This window comes from Brevundimonas sp. DW-iso22, from assembly GCF_058725425.1.
Map to the genome: position 1 here is coordinate 118,737 of NZ_JBZXEB010000006.1, position 17,998 is coordinate 136,734.

The 17,998-nt window shown below is 66.4% G+C and carries 18 protein-coding genes and 1 pseudogene; 15 read left to right on the plus strand and 4 right to left on the minus strand.

Features of this window, described 5'->3' with window-relative positions:
- Positions 1-23: 23 nt before the first annotated feature.
- The 14 genes from crcB (at position 24) to AC4PRM_RS11270 (ending at position 11,303) form a co-directional block, all read left to right on the plus strand.
- A complete protein-coding gene (crcB, locus tag AC4PRM_RS11205) occupies positions 24-416 on the plus strand; it encodes a fluoride efflux transporter CrcB (protein WP_492039912.1) in 393 nt (130 codons plus the stop codon).
- The gene (locus tag AC4PRM_RS11210) at positions 413-1,447 is read left to right on the plus strand and encodes an RluA family pseudouridine synthase (RefSeq protein WP_492039913.1); all 1,035 of its coding nucleotides are present in this window, start codon (positions 413-415) and stop codon (positions 1,445-1,447) included. Before crcB ends, AC4PRM_RS11210 begins: the two co-directional genes overlap by 4 nt.
- On the plus strand, positions 1,444-2,859 hold the full coding sequence (locus AC4PRM_RS11215; protein ID WP_492039914.1) for a putative 2OG-Fe(II) oxygenase: 1,416 nt from the start codon (positions 1,444-1,446) through the stop codon (positions 2,857-2,859). The genes AC4PRM_RS11210 and AC4PRM_RS11215 overlap by 4 nt, the downstream gene beginning before the upstream one ends.
- Complete coding sequence (locus AC4PRM_RS11220) at positions 2,856-3,533, plus strand: HAD-IA family hydrolase (protein WP_492039915.1); 678 nt, start codon at positions 2,856-2,858, stop codon at positions 3,531-3,533. The genes AC4PRM_RS11215 and AC4PRM_RS11220 overlap by 4 nt, the downstream gene beginning before the upstream one ends.
- 9 nt (positions 3,534-3,542) lie before the next feature.
- Positions 3,543-4,307: an ATP12 family chaperone protein gene (locus AC4PRM_RS11225; RefSeq protein WP_492039916.1), complete on the plus strand. Its 765-nt coding sequence runs from the start codon at positions 3,543-3,545 to the stop codon at positions 4,305-4,307.
- Between the two features lie 79 nt (positions 4,308-4,386).
- Positions 4,387-4,836, plus strand: coding sequence for a hypothetical protein (locus AC4PRM_RS11230; RefSeq protein ID WP_492039917.1), 450 nt, complete (start codon positions 4,387-4,389; stop codon positions 4,834-4,836).
- Positions 4,833-5,129: a transcriptional regulator gene (locus AC4PRM_RS11235; protein ID WP_492039918.1), complete on the plus strand. Its 297-nt coding sequence runs from the start codon at positions 4,833-4,835 to the stop codon at positions 5,127-5,129. Before AC4PRM_RS11230 ends, AC4PRM_RS11235 begins: the two co-directional genes overlap by 4 nt.
- Before the next feature lie 66 nt (positions 5,130-5,195).
- Positions 5,196-6,728: an acyl-CoA carboxylase subunit beta gene (locus AC4PRM_RS11240; protein ID WP_492039919.1), complete on the plus strand. Its 1,533-nt coding sequence runs from the start codon at positions 5,196-5,198 to the stop codon at positions 6,726-6,728.
- 78 nt (positions 6,729-6,806) lie between these two features.
- Positions 6,807-7,469, plus strand: a complete 663-nt coding sequence (locus tag AC4PRM_RS11245) for a hypothetical protein (RefSeq protein ID WP_492039920.1) — start codon at positions 6,807-6,809, stop codon at positions 7,467-7,469.
- Positions 7,466-7,948 carry a PIN-like domain-containing protein gene (locus AC4PRM_RS11250; protein ID WP_492039921.1) on the plus strand — a complete coding sequence of 161 codons (483 nt, stop codon included), beginning with the start codon at positions 7,466-7,468 and terminating at the stop codon, positions 7,946-7,948. Before AC4PRM_RS11245 ends, AC4PRM_RS11250 begins: the two co-directional genes overlap by 4 nt.
- The gene (locus tag AC4PRM_RS11255; protein ID WP_492039922.1) at positions 7,948-8,268 is read left to right on the plus strand and encodes a low molecular weight protein tyrosine phosphatase family protein; all 321 of its coding nucleotides are present in this window, start codon (positions 7,948-7,950) and stop codon (positions 8,266-8,268) included. The genes AC4PRM_RS11250 and AC4PRM_RS11255 overlap by 1 nt, the downstream gene beginning before the upstream one ends.
- 79 nt (positions 8,269-8,347) lie before the next feature.
- Entirely contained in the window at positions 8,348-9,718 is a 1,371-nt protein-coding gene (locus AC4PRM_RS11260) for a class II 3-deoxy-7-phosphoheptulonate synthase (protein WP_492039923.1), read from the plus strand.
- A 2-nt stretch (positions 9,719-9,720) separates the two neighbouring features.
- Positions 9,721-10,305, plus strand: coding sequence for a prephenate dehydratase domain-containing protein (locus AC4PRM_RS11265; RefSeq protein WP_492039924.1), 585 nt, complete (start codon positions 9,721-9,723; stop codon positions 10,303-10,305).
- Positions 10,306-10,580: 275 nt separating this feature from the next.
- Positions 10,581-11,303, plus strand: a complete 723-nt coding sequence (locus AC4PRM_RS11270) for a chorismate mutase (protein ID WP_373257307.1) — start codon at positions 10,581-10,583, stop codon at positions 11,301-11,303.
- A gap of 20 nt (positions 11,304-11,323) precedes the next feature.
- Here AC4PRM_RS11270 and AC4PRM_RS11275 read toward each other — a convergent pair whose 3' ends face one another.
- The 4 genes and pseudogenes from AC4PRM_RS11275 to AC4PRM_RS11290 all read right to left on the minus strand — a co-directional run bounded on the left by AC4PRM_RS11275 (position 11,324) and on the right by AC4PRM_RS11290 (position 16,286).
- A complete protein-coding gene (locus AC4PRM_RS11275; RefSeq protein WP_492039925.1) occupies positions 11,324-12,139 on the minus strand; it encodes a DsbA family protein in 816 nt (271 codons plus the stop codon).
- A gap of 22 nt (positions 12,140-12,161) precedes the next feature.
- Positions 12,162-12,815, minus strand: coding sequence for a tetratricopeptide repeat protein (locus AC4PRM_RS11280; RefSeq protein ID WP_487922400.1), 654 nt, complete (start codon positions 12,813-12,815; stop codon positions 12,162-12,164).
- A gap of 87 nt (positions 12,816-12,902) precedes the next feature.
- Positions 12,903-13,574 (minus strand): annotated as a pseudogene (locus tag AC4PRM_RS11285) (M48 family metallopeptidase); the annotation flags it as partial.
- Between the two features lie 63 nt (positions 13,575-13,637).
- Entirely contained in the window at positions 13,638-16,286 is a 2,649-nt protein-coding gene (locus AC4PRM_RS11290; RefSeq protein WP_492039926.1) for an Rne/Rng family ribonuclease, read from the minus strand.
- A gap of 472 nt (positions 16,287-16,758) precedes the next feature.
- Here AC4PRM_RS11290 and AC4PRM_RS11295 point away from each other — a divergent pair, with 472 nt between their 5' ends.
- Positions 16,759-17,979 (plus strand): N-acetylmuramoyl-L-alanine amidase family protein, encoded by a 1,221-nt coding sequence (locus AC4PRM_RS11295; protein WP_373257680.1) that lies wholly within the window; start codon positions 16,759-16,761, stop codon positions 17,977-17,979.
- The last annotated feature ends 19 nt before the right edge of the window (positions 17,980-17,998 follow it).

Consider the following 17,998-nt stretch of genomic DNA (forward strand, 5'->3'; position numbering starts at 1 on the left):
AATCCGGCGTATAAGCCCGCATCATGACACGTTTTCTGATCGTTGCAGCAGGCGGAGCGCTGGGGGCCATGGCCCGCTACGGCGTCGGCACTCTGGCGGGTCGGCTGGGCGCCTCCCACTGGCCCTGGGGTACACTGACGGTCAACGTGGTCGGCGGCCTGCTGATGGGCGCGCTGACCGGCTGGCTGGCCTTTCGCGGGGGCCTGCATGCCGAGAGCATCCGCCTGTTCGCAGCCGTCGGCATTCTGGGCGGCTTCACCACCTTTTCGGCCTTCTCGCTGGAGACGGCCCTGATGATCGAGAAACGTCAGTTGGCCTTGGCCGGGGGCTATGCCGCCGCCTCGGTGGTGCTGTCGATCCTCGCCCTTTTTGTCGGCCTGATGGTCGCCCGCCGCGCCTTCGGAGCCGCCCTTTGACTGATGAACCCATCCGCGAGGCCGATGCGCCGCCCAAGCGCGAAGTCCTGACCATCTATGTCGCCGAGGACGAGGACGGCATCCGCCTGGACCGCTGGTTCCGCCGCCGCTGGCCGCATCTGTCCAACATCCAGGTGCAGAAGATGGCCCGCAGCGGCCAGATCCGCGTCGACGGTGCCCGCATCAAGCCTGAGGGGCGGCTGACCGCCGGGGCCGCCGTGCGCGTGCCGCCGATCCCCGACGATACCTCGCGCCAGGCGGGCGACGCCCACACCCTGTCCGAGAAGGACATCGCCTTCGCCAAGTCGCTGGTCCTGTACGAAGACGACATGGTCATCGCCATCAACAAGCCCCACGGCCTGGCCGTTCAGGGCGGCACCAAGACCAGCCGCCACGTCGACCGCCTGCTGGGGGCCTGGGGCGAGGGGATGGACCGCCCGCGTCTGGTCCACCGCCTCGATCGCGACACCTCCGGCGTGCTGTTGCTGGGCAAGGGGCCGGAGGCGGCCAAGCGACTGGCGGGGGCCTTTGCGCGGCGTCAGGCCAAGAAGACATACTGGGCCATCGTCATCGGCAACCCCAAGCCCGCCGCCGGCCAGATCGACATGCCGCTGAAGAAGACCGGCATCAACGACTTCGAGATGATGCGCCCTGCCGACCGCAAGGACCCGCGCGCCGAACCCGCCGAGACCGCCTTCGCCACCATTTCCAGAGCCGCCCATCGTGCTTCCTGGATGGCGCTTCGCCCCTTCACCGGACGGACGCATCAGCTGCGCGCCCACATGTCTGGCATCGGCCATCCCATCCTGGGCGATCCCAAATACGGCGACGACAAATCGAGGGAGCTGTCAGGCCCGCTGAAGCTCCAGCTTCACGCCCGCAGCATTGAACTGGATCACCCGCGCGGCGGCGTGCTGAAGGTTACGGCCCCTCTCTCGCCCGAGATGAAGGCCGGCTTCGCCCACTTCGGCTTCGATCCTCACGAGGGCGATGAAAGCGATCCGTTCGAGGGCGTGAGGCGTCAGCGTTGACGACGACGGCCGCCGTCCTGCAACAGGCCCAGGCGCTGGCCGGTGCCGGCCGTCTGCCCGAGTCCGTGGCCCTGCTGAAGCGGATCGGGCGGCTGGATGTGGCTTTGGACCTGCGCCGGGCCGAGGTCGCGCAGCGCCCGACGAGTGCCGTCGCCGAGCACAATCTGGCGGCCCTGCTGGGCGACATGGGCCGGGCCTCCGAGGCTGAAGCCGCCGTCCGCCGCGCCTTCGTAAAGGGCGGCGATGCCCCTGAAACCTGGCTCGTTTTTGCCCGCGCCTTGCTGGCTCAGGATCGGTTCGACGAGGCCGACGCCGCCTATCGCCAGGCCCTCACGCGCCGCCCCGCCTATGCCGAGGCCGTCCGCGATCTGGCACAGCTGATCTGGATGCGAAGCGGTGACGCCCAGGCCGCGCTGCACCCCTTCGAGGCGGCGCTGGCCGCGGCCCCGGGCGCAGTCGACCTGCGCATCGCCCGCGCCACAATGATGGAATACGCGGGCGCCACGCCCGACGCCATTCTGGCGGCCTTGAATACTGACGGCACCCATCCCGAAATCGAACTGGCCGCCGCTCACGCCGCGCTGGGCGTGGATCACGACCGCGCCCTGGCCCATGCCCGCGCCGCCCATGCTCTGCGTCCTGACATCCGCACGGCGCTGAAACTGGCCGAGGTCCATCTGGCGCGAACGGAAGCCGACGCGGCCATGCCCCTGATCGCAGCCCTGCTGCAGGCTCTTCCCGAAGATCAGAATGCCCTCAGCCTGCAGGCTTTGGCCTGGCGTCAGTTGGGCGATGCGCGTGCCGCCAAACTCTATGACTACGACACTATGGTCGGGGCCTGGACCATTGACACGCCGGCCCCCTGGACCAGCCTGCCGGCCTATCTGGCCGATCTGGCCAAGGCCCTGCGTCGCCGGCACGGCCTGACCACCCATCCGCTGGGCCAGAGCCTCCGTCACGGTACCCAGACGACCGCCAGCCTGCTGACCAGCACCGACCCGGCCATCCGCGCCTTCTTTACCGCCATCGACGGCCCGATCCGACGCCACATCGGCGGGCTCGGAACAGGCAGCGACCCTTTGCGCCGCCGCAGCACCGGCGACTACCGCCTGTCCGGGGCCTGGTCCGTCCAGCTAAGACCCGGTGGCTATCATGCCGCCCACATCCACCCCGAGGGCTGGCTGTCTTCGGCCTGCTACATCGATCTGCCCGATGCGGTTCAGGGCGAGGGACGTCAGGGCTGGATCGGCTTTGGCGGGGCCCCTTTCACGCCGGACTTTTCGCATGAGCATTTCGAGAAGCCCGAGCCCGGCAAGCTGGTGTTGTTCCCGTCCTACATGTGGCACGGCACCTTGCCCTTCGAGGGTGACCAGACTCGCCTGACCATCGCCTTCGACGTGGTGCCCGCATGACACGACCGCTCGCAGTCTTCGACATCGATGGGACCTTGGTCGACAGCCGCGCCTCCATCCATCAGGCCGCCACCGAGGCCGCGCGTGCATTGGGCCTGCCCGATCCCGACTACGATCGTGTCCGCCAGATCGTCGGCCTGTCCCTGCCGCACGCCCTGGCCGTGCTGGAACCGGGCCTGACGCCGCCTGAGCTGGACCGCTTTACCGCAGAGTTCCGCGCCAGCTTCGGCCGGATGTTCGATGCGGGACACGAAGAGCCGCTGTATCCCGGCGTGATGGAAACCCTGCGCCGCCTGCATCGCGATGGCTGGCGGCTGGCCTTGGCGACGGGGCAGAACCGGCGCGGCGTGGCCCGCAATCTGGCGCGTGAGGGCTGGGCCGACCTGTTCATCTCGAGCCACTGTGCCGAGGATGGCCCCGGCAAGCCCGATCCGGCCATGCTGCATGCAGCTATGACCGCATGCGGCGCGGATGCGGCGTCCACCACCATGATCGGCGACACGGCCCACGACATCGGCATGGCTCTGGCCGCCGGGGCGCATCCGCTCGGCGTCGCCTGGGGCTTTCACACGCCCGAGGAACAGTTCGCCGCCGGTGCCCACCATGTCGCCATCGACTTTCCCGATCTGGAGGCGGCGCTGGCGCGTTTCGCCTCCGACCGCCTCGCCGCCTGAGACCCTGTCATGAGCCATATCCCGCCCCTCGATCCCATGGTCGCCGCCCGCAAGGGTTTCCGGGAATCCGAAGAGCGGCTGAAGCGGTTCTGGAAAGCCGTCGATGTCGTCGAAGGGGAGGGCGGCTGGTCGGTCACACTGGACGGTCGTACGCCCAAGACCCCCGCCCATGCGAAACTGACCCTGCCGACCGAGGCCGCTGCCCGTCTGGTCGCCGAGGAATGGTCCGCGCAAGGCGAGTTCATCGAGCCCGGCACCATGCCCGCCACCCGCCTGGCCTCCACCGCCATCGACCGGGTCAGCCAGACGCGCGAGCCCGTCGCCGACGAGATCGCCGCCTATGCCGGCTCCGACGCCCTCTGCTACCTGGCCGAACATCCGACCCCGCTGGTCACTCGGCAAGCCCGGGAGTGGGCCCCGTGGCGCGACTGGGCCGCGCACGAACTGGGCGTCATGCTGGTCTCCGCCGAGGGCATCGTCCATTGCCCGCAGGACCCCGCGGCCATCGCACGCGTGCGCGACCTCGCCCTGTCGCTGGACGATTTCGCCCTGACCGGCCTGGCCACGGCCGTGCCCCTGCTCGGCAGTGCCGTCCTGGGTCTGGCTTTGCAGCGCGGAGCCCTGACCGGCGAGGCCGCTTTCGACCTGTCCCGACTGGAGGAGGCCTTCCAGGAAGAGCAGTGGGGCATCGACGCCGACAATGCCGAACGTACGGCCCTGCGCCGCGCCGAGGCCATGCTGCTGGAGCGGTGGTTCAAGGCGCTGAACCACTAACTTTCCAGTCTGGAAAATTATCGCTTGCCATCATGGAAAGTCATGATACGCTTTCCATATCGGAAAGTGAGGAATGTCCATGACCCAAGACCCGACACCGCAGGAAGCCCTGGCTTCCATTCAGGCTGCCCGCGCCAGCGTGGGAGAGACGCTGAACTACCCCTTCGCCTGGGATCTGGCCTATGGCGGCATGCTGGCCCTGATGGTCGGCGGGGCCGGGCTGCCCCAGCCGTGGAGCACCGTGACGCTGGTGCTCTCCATCGTCGCCCTGGTCTTCATGGTGCAGTGGTGGCGCAAGCGGACCGGCTGGTGGGTCAGTGGCTACACCCCGCCGCGTGCGCGCTGGGTCGCTTGGGGCATGGTCGCCGTCCTGATGGGGTTGATGGGCCTGTCCTTCTGGACCCGCTTGTTCGACGGACCGTTCTGGGCCCCCATCGTGGCCGGAGCTCTGGCCGGCGTGACCGGCATCATCGGCGGGCGGCTGTGGATGCGGGCCTATCGCCGCGATCTGCTGGCGGGGCAGGGATGAGCGCCGCGCCCGCCCTCGACACCCTGATCCATGCGCCCGGCCGGTTGCAGATCTGCGCCATCCTGTCGTCCGTCTCCGATGCGGAGTTCGCCATGCTGCGCGACGCCATCAAGGTGTCGGACTCGGTCCTGTCCAAGCATCTGAAGCTGCTGGAGGAGGCGGGCTATATCGTGCTCAGCAAGATGACCCAGGACGGACGCCAGCGCACCTGGGCCAGCCTGACCGGCAAGGGGCGCAAGGCCTTCTCCGCCCACGTCGCCGAACTGACCCGTCTGGCGGCCCTGACGGCTTGACCTAAAGGCAGACACCTTGCCACCGGCCCTGCGTCTCCTTAAGCCTCGCGCCTAAGGAGACGCCTCATGCAAGACATCCTCGACCAGCTCGAAGCCCGCCGTGCCGCCGCCAAACTGGGGGGAGGCGAGGCCCGGATCGCGGCCCAGCACAAGAAGGGCAAGCTGACCGCACGCGAGCGGATCGAGGTCCTGCTGGACGAAGGCTCCTTCGAGGAAACCGACATGTTCGTGGAGCATCGCTCCCACGACTTCGGCATGGAGAAACAGCGCATCCCCGGCGACGGCGTCGTGACCGGCCGCGGCACCATCGGCGGGCGGCTGGTCTATGTCTTCTCCAAGGATTTCACCGTCTTCGGCGGCTCCCTTTCCGGCGCGCATGCGGCGAAGATCGTCAAGCTGCAGAAGATGGCCCTGACCAACGGCGCCCCCATCATCGGCCTGTTCGACGCCGGCGGTGCCCGCATCCAGGAGGGCGTCGAAAGCCTCGCCGGCTATGCCGACATCTTCCTTCAGAACACGCTGGCCTCGGGCGTCATCCCCCAGATCAGCGTGATCATGGGACCGTGCGCCGGCGGCGACGTCTATTCCCCCGCCATCACCGACTTCATCTTCATGGTGAAAGACACGTCGTACATGTACGTGACCGGCCCCGACGTGGTGAAGACCGTCACCAACGAGGTCGTCAGCCATGAGGACCTGGGCGGCGCCCGCGTCCATGCTGGCAAGTCCGGCGTCGCCGACGGCGCCTTCGAGAACGACCTGGAGGCCCTGTCCGAAGTCCGCCGCCTGATCGGCTTTCTGCCCCTGTCCAACCGCGAAAAGCCCCCGGTCCGCGACAGCTACGACGACCCCGAGCGCGACGAGGCCAGCCTGGACACCCTCGTCCCCGCCAATCCGAACCAGCCCTATGACATCAAGGAACTGATCCTGAAGACGGTGGACGAGGCCGACTTTTTCGAGATCGGCGCGGACTTTGCGAAGAACATCGTCTGCGGCTTTGGCCGTCTGGACGGCCAGCCCGTCGGCATCGTCGCCAACCAGCCCCAGGTGCTGGCGGGCGTGCTGGACATCGATAGCAGTCGCAAGGCCGCCCGCTTCGTCCGCTTCTGCGACGCCTTCGGCCTGCCGCTGGTGACCTTCGTCGATGTGCCCGGCTTCATGCCCGGCACGCGCCAGGAATACGGCGGCCTGATCAAGCACGGGGCCAAGCTGCTGTTCGCCTATGCCGAGGCGACCGTCCCCAAACTGACCCTGATCACGCGCAAGGCCTATGGCGGCGCCTATGACGTGATGAGCTCCAAACACCTGCGCGGCGACGTCAACTACGCCTGGCCCAGCGCCGAAATCGCCGTCATGGGCGCCAAGGGCGCGGTCGAGATCATCTTCCGCAAGGAAGCCGGCGACCCCGAGGCCCTCGCCGCCCGCGAGGCCGAATACAAAGCCCGCTTCGCCAACCCCTTCGTGGCCGCGGGCCTCGGCTATATCGACGACGTGATCATGCCCCACGGCACGCGGCGGCGGCTGATCAAGGCGCTACGGACGCTGAAGGGGAAGGTGATGGAAAACCCGTGGAAGAAGCACGATAATATTCCGCTTTGATCCGCTGCGTCCGTTTCTGTCGTGAGACCAGATTAGGCTCCATCAACTTTTGCGCGCTAACATCGAGGGAGAATGAATATGGAATCGCCCTCATCATGGATTGAGCTTGGTCGGCGTGGCGCGTTTACGACGAGCCAAGTCGGTCGGCTGATCGGGGTAGATGCTCAGAAGGTGGCATCTTGGACCGATGGCCATCCGCCTTTGATTGTTTCGGATTTTGACCGGGTTGCAGGGCGTATCGCGCTGTCATTTGATGCGCTCGTTGAAGCCAGAGCGATCGCCTATCTCATTGCCGAGGGGATCAGCAGTCGCCGTCTTCGCACACTTATGAAGATCTTGCGGCAGCGGCTGAACGACGATCATCCTTTGGCGCGAGATCGCCAACTCATCACCGATGGCCGATTTGTTTTTGAGGTTAAAGATCAGAAACTCATTGAACTTCTGACGGACTGCTACGCGGCTGAAGAAGTCCTGCGACCCTGCTTGGCTGGACGAGTTGAGTTCAGAGGAGGTCGTGCAGCTTGGTTGGAGCCCGATCCAGAAAAACTGCCATTGGTTAGAGTCGATCCCCATCGCGCGTTCGGGCGGCCCGTGGTGGTGGAACATGGCGTCGCAGTTCCTACCGAAACACTTTCGGTCGCTGCCGAAACTGACGGGCCAACAGAAGCCGGGGATTGGTACGGCGTCTCGGAAGAAGCGGTCCGTCAGGCTATCGAATTCGAGGATCGGCTCGCAGCTTGACGATCATTCGGTTCGACGAATGTATCTCGTGGCGCGTCGTCGACGCGCTAGGCACTTTGAATATCGCCGCCGACCTTGAACTTGAAAGCCCACGTCACAGAGGGCAACTGGGCATGGAGGATGTGCCTTGGATAGAGGACTTCTCTGCTCGTGGCGGGCGCGCTGTAGTCTCCGGCGATGCCCGAATGCGGAACGTGGCTCTAGAGCGAGCCGCGCTGGAAGCGGCTGGGCTTGTTGCAATCTTTCCGTCGTCGAAGCAGTATTTTGATGGCCTCGGTAGGTTTGGGCAGATTGCCTACCTCATTAGGTGGTTTCCAACAATCGAAGCTTTGGCTCGCAATTCGCCCGCCGGGACGCACTATCGTCTTCCTCCCAATTTCTCGGGCGATGCGGAGCAAGTTGAAGAACTGAGATCTCTCGCTGAAATCGAAGCGGAGAGGGAAAGAAAGAAACGAGAGCGTGAGGCTGGCGAGGTCTAATGACCAACCTCCTCTTCCTCTGTTCCCGCAACCGCCTCCGCTCCCCCACGGCCGAGCAGGTGGTCGCCTCGTGGCCCGGCGTCGAGACCGCCTCCGCCGGCCTGGCTTCCGATGCGGAAGAGGAATGCTCCGCAGAACTGGTGGAATGGGCCGACATCATCTTCGTCATGGAGCGCGCCCACCGCGCCAAACTGCAACGCCGCTTCAAGGCCCATCTGAAGCGCGCCCGCGTCATCTGCCTCGACATCCCCGACGACTACACCTTCATGCAGCCCGAACTGGTGGCGTTGCTGGAGAAGAAGGTCGGTCCGTTTCTCTGATCCTGCCTTCGCGCACTCCTTTTGCCGCACTGCAACGCCATGCGTTGTCGCGGCCCCGTCGAAAGCCTATTCTGTATTCATGACAACGCGCTGGACCCCCGAAAGCTGGAGACAGAAACCCGTCGTGCAGATGCCGACGGACTATCCGGACATGGCCGAACTGGCGCGTGTCGAGGATGAACTGCGCGCCATGCCGCCGCTGGTGTTCGCCGGTGAGGCGCGACGCCTGACCTCCAAACTGGCCCAGGTCGAGGCGGGCGAGGCCTTCCTGTTGCAGGGCGGAGACTGTGCCGAGAGCTTCAAGGAGTTTTCGACGGACAACATCCGCGACACCTTCCGCCTGATCCTGCAGATGGCGGTCGTCCTGACCTTTGCGGGCCGCAAGCCGGTGGTGAAGGTTGGCCGTATCGCCGGACAGTTCGCCAAGCCGCGTTCGTCGGGCGTGGAGCAGATCGGCGATGTCGAACTGCCGTCCTATCGCGGCGACATCATCAACGGCATGAACTTCACGCCGGAAGAGCGGATTCCCGACCCTCAGCGTCTGCTGCGGGCCTATAACCAGTCCGCCTCGACCCTGAACCTGCTGCGCGCATTCGCGGGCGGCGGCTATGCGGACCTGTACAACATTCACCGATGGACGCTCGGGTTCGCCGACCATGCCGTTGGGGCGCAGTACCGCGAACTGGCCGAGAAGATCACCGAGGCCCTGGCCTTCATGGAGGCGGTCGGCGTCACGCCCGAGACCCATCCCGACCTGTCGCGCGTCGAGGTCTTCACCAGCCACGAAGCCCTGCTGCTGAACGTCGAAAGCGCCCTGACGCGCCTGGACGGCGGGTCGGGCGAATGGTTCGACACCTCGGCCCACATGCTGTGGATTGGCGAGCGTACGCGCCAGCTGGACGGAGCCCATGTCGAGTTCATGCGCGGTATCCGCAATCCGATCGGCGTCAAGTGCGGCCCGACGATGGAGCCGGACGATATCCTGCCGCTGATCGACGCCCTCAACCCGGACAATACGCCGGGTCGCCTGACGCTGATCGGCCGCTTTGGCCACGACAAGGTCGGTGACCGCCTGCCGCGCCTGATGAAGGCGGTGAAGGCCGAGGGCAGGCGGGTGATCTGGTCCATCGACCCGATGCACGGCAATACACTGAAGGCGTCGAATGGCTACAAGACCCGGCCGTTCGATCGCATCCTGGGCGAGGTGAAGACCTTCATCGACGTGGCCGAGGCCGAGGGCGTTCACCCCGGCGGTGTCCATCTGGAAATGACCGGTCAGAACGTCACCGAATGCTTGGGCGGAGCCCAGGCCGTGACCGAGGACGACCTGTCCAGCCGCTACCACACCCACTGCGACCCCCGTCTGAATGCCGACCAAGCGCTGGAGCTGGCCTTCCTGGTCGCTGAGCGCCTGAAGACCGGGCGTCAGGCGCGATCGAAGGCGGCCTGACCGTGCTGGAGGGTGTCGGCAAGCCCGAAGGTGACGATGCCGCCGGACGGTGCGGCTATCAGGGTGCGCCCGGTGCCTTCAGCCACGAAGCCTGCATCGATCTGCGTCCCTGGGACGAGGCCGTGCCGTATCAGACGTTCGAGCATGTGCTGGAGGCCTTGCAGGCTGGCGATGTCGGCTGTGCCCTGATCCCCGTCGAGAACTCAACCATCGGCCGGGTCGAGCCGGCGGCGACCTTGGTGGAGAACAGCGGCCTGCACATCGTCTCGGAGGTCTGGCGACCTATCCGCCTGGCCCTGATGGCCCCGCACGGCGCGCGTTTGGCGGACATCAGGACGGCCGAGAGCCATCCCATCGCCCTGCGCCAGTGTAGCACCACCCTGACGGGTCTGAATATTGAGCTGGTCATTGTCTTCGATACCGCGGGGGCCGCCCGTTCGGTCGCCGAGGCGGGAGACAAGAGCCGCGCTGCGGTCGCGCCCACCCGTGCGGCCGAGGTCTATGACCTGTCGATTTTGCGCAACGATATTCAGGACGTGGCCGAAAATCGCACGCGTTTCGTCCTGCTGAGCGCCAAACCGGCTTGACGCCGCACGTTCCTTGCGTCCAGTGAGGCGCATGGCCCGTCCGCAAGCAATCGCTGCGACCTTTACCGCCCGCGTTTTCGCGGTGTCGGGCCTCTATGCCTACGGCTTTCGATACGCCGGCTGAGGCGTCGGGCACTCGCTCCTGACGGCCTCGCCGGCGACCGCTCCGCGACGGAGCGGCGGCTCGCAAAACACCTCATCGCAGCCCTGTCGAATACCGAAAGCCCAATACCGTGCCCCACACTAAAACCGCCCTCCAGCAAGTCTGGCCCGCTTTGACTGACATCAGCCCTGAACACATGGCGCTCTCGGCCTTGCGCCACGAGATCGATCTGCTGGACGACGAACTTCTGGCCTTGTTCCAGCGCCGCCTCGCCATCGCTGCCCGCGTCGGCCAGGCCAAGGACGCCCCTGCCGGGCCTCACGTCAAACTGCGTCCGGACCGTGAACAGCGCGTGCTGGATCGCGTCCTGGCCCAGACCGAGCCCGATAACCAGGAAGCGGTCGAATCCCTCTGGCGTCAGATCGTCGGCTGGGGCCTGGCGCGTCAGGGCCGGATGAAGGTCCAGGTCTGGTCTCCGATAGAGCCGACCCGCGCCTTCGACGGGGCTCGCCTGCGCTTCGGAGCCGCCGCCGATATGCGGTCCGTGCGCGATCCCCAGGCGGCGCTGAAATGGGCGTCCGAAGGTCACGGCGTCGCCGTCCTGGCCGTCAATGCGGGCGACCCCTGGTGGACCGGCCTGCGCCGCGAATGGGCTGGCCTCAGCGTGTTCGACGGCTTCGGTGGTGAGACGCCCAGTGCCTTGGCCGTCGGCCGGATCGACCCCGCCGCCCTGCCGACGGGCCGCCGCGTCGTCGTCGATGCCGGTGGCGATGCCGGTGACGGCGGCGGCATTCGGCGTCGCGGCCTGGACACCCACCACGGCTGGACGCTGTCGCTGACCGACGCGCCGCTGCCCATGGGCGGCGACGAAGGTTGCGTCGGGGCGATTACCTAGCCGAACAGGGCAGGGCGAGCTCAGCTCGCCTTGGCTGCCCGGATCGCGGCATCAATATCCGCAGGCTGGATGGTCGCGCTGGCCTTGCCGTTGATCAGGAAGGTCGGCGTGCCTTGCAGACCCAGCGTCGTCGCCGTCGTCTGAACGTCTGCCAGGTGCGAGGCGATCTCGCCGCTGGCCATGGCTGCCTCGGCTTGGAGCAGGGACACGCCGTTGTCGTTCAGAATGCGGGCGATGGTGTCCGGCGTCAGGTCGGGTTCGGCCATCAGGTCACGGAAGACCGGCAGATACTTGCCCTGACGATGCGCGGCCTGGGCGGCCCGGGCCGACAGATGGGACATGCCGTCGCTGCCGCGATCCAGGATCGGCCAGTCCTTGAACACGAACCGTACGTCCGGATGAGCCTGCATCAGGGCCAGGACCTCGGGTGCCGTCGCCTTGCAGCCGGGGCAGCGGAAGTCGAAGAACTCCACCACCGTCACCTTGGCGTCTGCGGGACCGAATGACGGGTCGCGCGGATCAGCGGCCAGCAGGGCCGGATTGGCGGCGGCGCGGGCCGTGATCTGACCGGCCAGGTCGCGATCCGCCGCCTGACGGGCGACGTCGGCCTTGGCGTTCAGGGCGTCGCTGACTTCTTGAAGCACTTCCGGATTGGCCAGCAGATAGCTGCGCACGCGGGCGTCGAAGTCGCCGCCGGTCGCATAGGGTGCCACGGCGATGACCAGGGCGATCAGGCCGACCACCAGTCCGGCCAGACCCACCTTGGCGTCAGAGAACCACGAGGCGCGGGCAGGTTTCGGCGCGACATCGGGCGCGAGTTCGGGCGTGTCGGTCATTTATATCCTGGAGAGATCGGGCTCAGCCGCCGGCGGGGATGATGGTGGATTGGCGGCGGGCGTTGCGGCGGTCGACGTCATCGACATCGGCCTGGGTCGCGCCCGAGGCGAAGACGATGTCCATGGCCCGCGTCCACTCCGGTGTGCCGCGATCCAGCATGTCGCGGGCGCGCAGGGCGAACTGGGTGGCCTGGGTTTCCGACCGCATGGCGAAATACATCTCGGCGGTGGCCAGGCGGGCTTCGCCCTCCTTGCCCTGACTGGAATAGGCCTGTGACAGCAGACGCCAGGCCAGGGTGTTGTCGGGCTCCAGCGCCACGGCGCGCTTCAGCTCCAGGATGGCCGGGTCCAACTTGGTCGTATCCTGCGAGGCGATCAGGGCGTGGCCCAGATTGACGCGCAGCAGGGGGGCATCCGGCTTGAGTTCGACGGAGCGCTGGTGCGAGGCGAGAGCGTCGGCCGGGCGCCCTTCCTCCATCAGCACCTGACCCCGCAACTCCCAGAAATAAGGGTTCTCAGGCTGTTCGCTCAGCAACACGTCGATGGCGGCGATCGCCTTGTCGATCTCGCCCTGGCGATACCACGCGATGGCGCGGGCATAACGCCCGGGCAGGCTGACATCCGTTTCGGGATAGGCCCGCAGGGTATCGGTCGGATGGTCCATGAAGGCGTGCATCTTGGCCAGGACCAGGGCGTGCTGGGCAGCGCGTTCCGGCGGATCAACAGCATTGTTATGCGTGCCTTCACCCACAATCCGGCGCAGGTTCTCGATCCGCTCGGACGACAGCGGGTGGCTGCGGAAATAGGGGTAACGGCGTGCGTCCGAGAAGACTTCTTCCGTGCGGAAATTGCGCTCGAAGAAGCTGACCAGTCCGCGACCCGACTCGCCGGAGCGCTCCAGGGCGCGAGCGGCCGTATTGTCGGCCTCGCCCTCCTGATGGCTGATGTAGCGCAGAGCGCTCAGCGTGCCGAAATACTGGCTGTTCCCCAGCAAGACAGCCCCTGCGTCGGGTGCGCCCGCAGCAATGGCGAGGGCCCCGAGCGCCATGGTCATCAGCAGGGGCTGCATGCCGGCGTTCTGAGCCCCGTCCCGTAAAGTATGGCGGTTCTTGATGTGACCGGCCTCGTGCGCGACCACGCCCAGCAGTTCGTTGGCATTGCGAGTCCGCATGATCAAGCCGGTGTTCAGCCCCATGATCCGGCCGCGCGTGGCGAAGGCGTTCAGGCTGTCGTCATTGACCAGCAGTATCTCGACTTCACTGGGTTCCAGCCCCATGGCGACGAAGACGGGTGCGGACCATTCGTCGATGATCTCCTCGATCTCGGTATCGCGGATGGCGCTCTGGGCCGAGGCGGGCGAGGCCGCCGCCAGCAGCATGCCGGCGGCGGTCGCGGCCCCGAACAGGCGGCGGACAGGTCGGGACAGCCAGGTCATGGCAAACTCCTCAATCCTCGAACGCCCCCGTCCGTCACGAACTCACAATCTAATCGCGGCCTTTCAGCGGCGCCACCACCCGCGTTTGGGCTTTTCGGGCGGTGCGACGATCTGGGCGGGATCATCGGCGATCAGGGCGGCGACATCAATCTCCGGCTGAGGCGCGACGAACTCGGCAACCGGGGCCGGCTTCGGCTCTGGGGTCGGTGCTTCAGCCCGCTCTTCGACGGCCTGGGCCGGTGACACGTCCAGTTCGGCGACTTCAGAGGCTACAGGCTCGGCTTCGTTCGGTTCGATCGGTGCAGTGACCGCCTCGGGCTCGGAGGCTTCGGTGGCGCTGGCCGAGGTCTTGCGACGGACGCGACGGCGTTTGGGCTCTTCGATTACCGCGGCAGGCGCAGCTTCGATCTCAGTCTCGACCTGAACCGCCATCGGCGTGTCGGGCGAGCCGTCGGCGGGCATGCCTTCGTTGGTGGCGCGGCCTTCGACCTTGACCTGGTGGGTCAGTTCACCGCCCCGGTCACGACCGCGTCCCCGTCCGCGACGACGACGTGAGCGACCGCCTTCGCGGCCTTCACGCTCGCCTTCAGGGCGTTCGCCGATGCGCTCTTCCAAATCGTCGGCGACTCGGGTCGAGGCAGCGGGCTCAGTTTTCGCCTGGGGCCGTTCCGGATTGATCGGGTCGAACCAGACATAGGGGTCGTCCAGCGAGGGCGTGCGACCGCGCACCCAGAAGAAGGCGTCGCGTTCGGTACCTTCCTCGCGAGTGCGGCGACCGCCGCGACGACCGCGACGACGGCGACGGCCGGCCTCGCTGTCATCATCGTCGTCGCCAGCGGTCAGGGCAGGGGCGGGCTCATCGTCACGTGGCGCGGCTTCGGTCTCGTCCCGACGTCCGCCACGACGGCGACGACGTCCACGTCCACCATGCTCGCCCTCGTGACGTTCGGCCCGCTCGCGCGGCTCGTCGTCGTCGCTGTCTTCGCGGTCAAGGGCGTCGTCATCATCCGCGATGATCTCGTCGTCCGCCTCGTCCTCGTCGTCATAGGCGCTGTCGTCGAAGTCGTCGTCCAGGTCGATGAAGGCCGGTGCCTGTTCGGGCACGAAGTCCTCATTGGTCTCGATGCGCTCCAGACCATGTTCGCCCTGACCCAGGCTGTCATCGATCAGGATGACGACGTTCAGGCCCCGCTTGACCAGCAGGCTGTTCAGATAGTCGCGCTTGTGATTCAGGATATACAGGGCAACGGCGGTCGACAGGCGCAGATTGACCACACCCGCGCCGTTCTTTCCGGCCTCGATATCGACGGCCCGCAGGGTCATCAGGGCGGCGCTCTCGGCGGAGCGGACACGACCCGCGCCCTGGCAGTGCGGGCAGACCTCGGTGGCCCCCTCGATCACGCCCAGGCGGCGACGCTGGCGGCTGATTTCCATCAGGCCGAAGCCGGAAATGCGACCCATCTGGATGCGGGCGCGGTCCTTGGCCAGGGCGTCCTTCAGTACCTTCTCGACGGTGCGGTTGTTCTTGCCTTCATCCATGTCGATGAAGTCGATGACGATCAGGCCGGCCAGGTCGCGAAGGCGCAGCTGACGCGCGGCCTCGATGGCGGCCTCGATATTGGTCTTGGTGGCCGTGGCCTCGACGTTGCGCTCCTTGGTCGAACGACCGGAGTTGACGTCGATGGCGACCAGGGCCTCGGTCTGGTTGATCACCAGATAGCCGCCGGACGGCAGGGGCACGACCGGTTGATGGATCTGGGTCAGCATCTCCTCGATGCCGTTGGTCGCGAACAGGGGCCGCGCGCCCTGGTACAGATGCACCTTCTTGGACTGCGAGGGCATCAGCACCCGCATGAAGTCGCGGGCCTCCTTGAAGCCCTCAACTCCCTCGACCTGGATGCCGTCGAAATCCTTGTCGAACATGTCGCGAACAGCGCGGCGGACCAGGTTTTCCTCTTCGTAGATGATCGAAGGGGCGTTGGACTTCAGTGTCGTTTCGCGGATCGTTTCCCACAGGCGCAGCAGATATTCATAGTCGCGCTTGATCTCGGCCTTGGTGCGTTTGGCACCGGCCGTACGAATGATCAGGCCCATGCCGCGTGGCACGTCCAGGGCGGCGGCTGCGGCCTTCAGGCGCTTGCGGTCGGTGGCTTGGGTGATCTTGCGCGAGATGCCGCCGCCCTTGCCGGTATTGGGCATCAGCACGCAGTAGCGACCGGCCAGCGATAGCCAGGTGGTCAGGGCCGCGCCCTTGCCACCACGCTCGTCCTTGACGACCTGGACCAGCATGACCTGGCGGCGCTTGATGACGTCCTGGATCTTGTAGCGGCGCATCAGGCGGCGTTTCAGCCGCTCTTCCTCGGCCATGCCACCTTCGGACTCGCCGTCGTCGCTTTCGCGGCCGAGGTCGTCGTGATCGTCCTCGTCCGAATGCGCCTCGGCCATGATGGCTTCGCGGTCGGCGACCGGGATCTGGTAATAGTCGGGGTGGATTTCGTTGAAGGCCAGGAAGCCGTGACGGTTGCCGCCGTACTCGATGAAGGCGGCCTGCAGGCTGGGCTCTACGCGGGTGACCTTGGCCAGATAGATATTTCCACGAAGCTGACGCTTCGTGCGGGATTCAAAGTCGAATTCCTCGATTTGACGCCCTTCGACGATCGCGACGCGGGTTTCTTCCGCATGTGCCGCATCGATAAGCATGGTCTTTGACATGGGTGGTCTCTCTCTGGCGCGCTCGGGCCATGACCGCCGGTACGTGACCGGTCGGTGTGGCGGCTCGCCGAATGGGGGTGAGGTGGGCGAGCGCAGGCGTCGTTCCTCCGCCACAGCGCGGCAGGATGCCGTCGATGCAGGCGATGTCGGTCAACTCAGACCGGAGGGGAGCGCTGGCGATGAAGCCCATGAGTTCAGTCGGTCCTGGTCGCGGTCGCGCCCCTGCGGGCGGTGCGGACCCGGGTCTTCGAATCGTTCGGCCGCATTAGGCCGGTCGATCCTAGGATCAGTGGAAGTCCACCTGGCGAGGAGGGCGCGTCCGCTCCTGAACAGGTCAGGGAACGCGATCGGTTCGCAGGCAGACAGATCATAGTCATGAAAATCATGAATTAAAAGCCGCAGCGCTCTTAACCCCTTGGCGACGTCCAGCCGCCATCATGGTTTCACCTTGATGAACGAGGCCTTCGTCAGAATGAGCGGGCTGTGGCGTAACAATCCGACGCGTTGGAACCCGCGCCAGTGGGCGATGGCGCTTGTCGTATTGTTGGCGTTCGCGGTTGCGGTGTTCGCGGCCGGGCGCGGCCTGGCCACAGGAGCAATGGGCGAGGTTCTGCGGGTCCGTTTCGGCGGCGATACGCAGCGGACGCGGGTCGTGGTCGACCTGGACCGGACGTCGCGGGGTGAAGTCGTTCAATCCGGCGATGATGGCCACGTTGTGGTTGCCCTGTCTGGCATCGCTCCGGGGCAGACGCGGACAGGGCAGGGCAGCGGTCTGGTACGCAACTGGCGAATTGCCGGGGCGGGCGGGGCGTCGCGTGTCGAACTGGACCTTAGCAGCACCGCCGAGATCGAGCGCCGGTTCCTGCTGCCGCCCGGCGACGGCATCGACCACTATCGCTATGTCATCGATCTGAAGGCGACTGGGCGGGCACCGACCCCGCGTCCGGATCGCAGCGTGCGCCTGCCGACGCGCCGTACCGAGCGGCCGCTTGTGGTGATCGACCCGGGTCATGGCGGGCGTGATCCCGGCGCGGCCGGAACCACGACGCACGAAAGCGCCGTCACCCTGGCCGCCGCGCAACTGCTGAAACAGGAGTTGGAGCGGACGGGTCGGTACCGCGTGCAATTGACCCGGGACACCGACGTCTATGTCGGCCTGAACCGCCGGGTCGAGATCGCGCGCCGGGCCGGGGCGGATCTGTTCATTTCGCTGCACGCCGACGCCATCGCCGATCCCGCCACGCGCGGGGCCAGCGTCTATACCCTGTCGGAACAGGGGGCCGGGCGGGCGGTCAGGGAGTTCACGCGCGATGAGAACTGGCAGCAGAACCTGAACCTGCCGGGCCGCGATGCTTCGGTGGATCGCATACTGCTGGATATGACCCAGCGCGCGACCCAGAACCGCTCGGCTCGTCTAGCGCGGACCCTGCTGGGCGAGATCGAGCAGGCGGATCACCCCCTGCTGCGCCGGAGCCACCGCGACGCGGGTCTGGCGGTGTTGCTGGCCCCCGATGTGCCCGCTGTACTGCTGGAGATGGGCTATATGACCAATCCGGAGGATGAGCGTCTGCTGACCGACACTCGCGCCCGCCGCCGGTTGATCCGGGCTGTGGCGGCCGGGATCGATGCCTATTTCCGCCAAGCTGAGGGCGACATCCAGATGGCCGCAACCGTTGGTCCGGGGCGTCCCTGACGCTATCTGGCTCGTCGTG

Bases quoted from the DNA above. Each gene is read 5' to 3' on its own strand.
- crcB (WP_492039912.1), top strand. From the start codon at position 24: ATGACACGTTTTCTGATCGTTGCAGCAGGCGGAGCGCTGGGGGCCATG.
- AC4PRM_RS11220 (WP_492039915.1), top strand. From the start codon at position 2,856: ATGACACGACCGCTCGCAGTCTTCGACATCGATGGGACCTTGGTCGAC.
- AC4PRM_RS11225 (WP_492039916.1), top strand. From the start codon at position 3,543: ATGAGCCATATCCCGCCCCTCGATCCCATGGTCGCCGCCCGCAAGGGT.
- AC4PRM_RS11230 (WP_492039917.1), top strand. From the start codon at position 4,387: ATGACCCAAGACCCGACACCGCAGGAAGCCCTGGCTTCCATTCAGGCT.
- AC4PRM_RS11235 (WP_492039918.1), top strand. From the start codon at position 4,833: ATGAGCGCCGCGCCCGCCCTCGACACCCTGATCCATGCGCCCGGCCGG.
- AC4PRM_RS11240 (WP_492039919.1), top strand. From the start codon at position 5,196: ATGCAAGACATCCTCGACCAGCTCGAAGCCCGCCGTGCCGCCGCCAAA.
- AC4PRM_RS11245 (WP_492039920.1), top strand. From the start codon at position 6,807: ATGGAATCGCCCTCATCATGGATTGAGCTTGGTCGGCGTGGCGCGTTT.
- AC4PRM_RS11255 (WP_492039922.1), top strand. From the start codon at position 7,948: ATGACCAACCTCCTCTTCCTCTGTTCCCGCAACCGCCTCCGCTCCCCC.
- AC4PRM_RS11260 (WP_492039923.1), top strand. From the start codon at position 8,348: ATGACAACGCGCTGGACCCCCGAAAGCTGGAGACAGAAACCCGTCGTG.
- AC4PRM_RS11275 (WP_492039925.1), bottom strand. From the start codon at position 12,139: ATGACCGACACGCCCGAACTCGCGCCCGATGTCGCGCCGAAACCTGCC.
- AC4PRM_RS11280 (WP_487922400.1), bottom strand. From the start codon at position 12,815: ATGCACGCCTTCATGGACCATCCGACCGATACCCTGCGGGCCTATCCC.
- AC4PRM_RS11290 (WP_492039926.1), bottom strand. From the start codon at position 16,286: ATGTCAAAGACCATGCTTATCGATGCGGCACATGCGGAAGAAACCCGC.
- AC4PRM_RS11295 (WP_373257680.1), top strand. From the start codon at position 16,759: ATGAGCGGGCTGTGGCGTAACAATCCGACGCGTTGGAACCCGCGCCAG.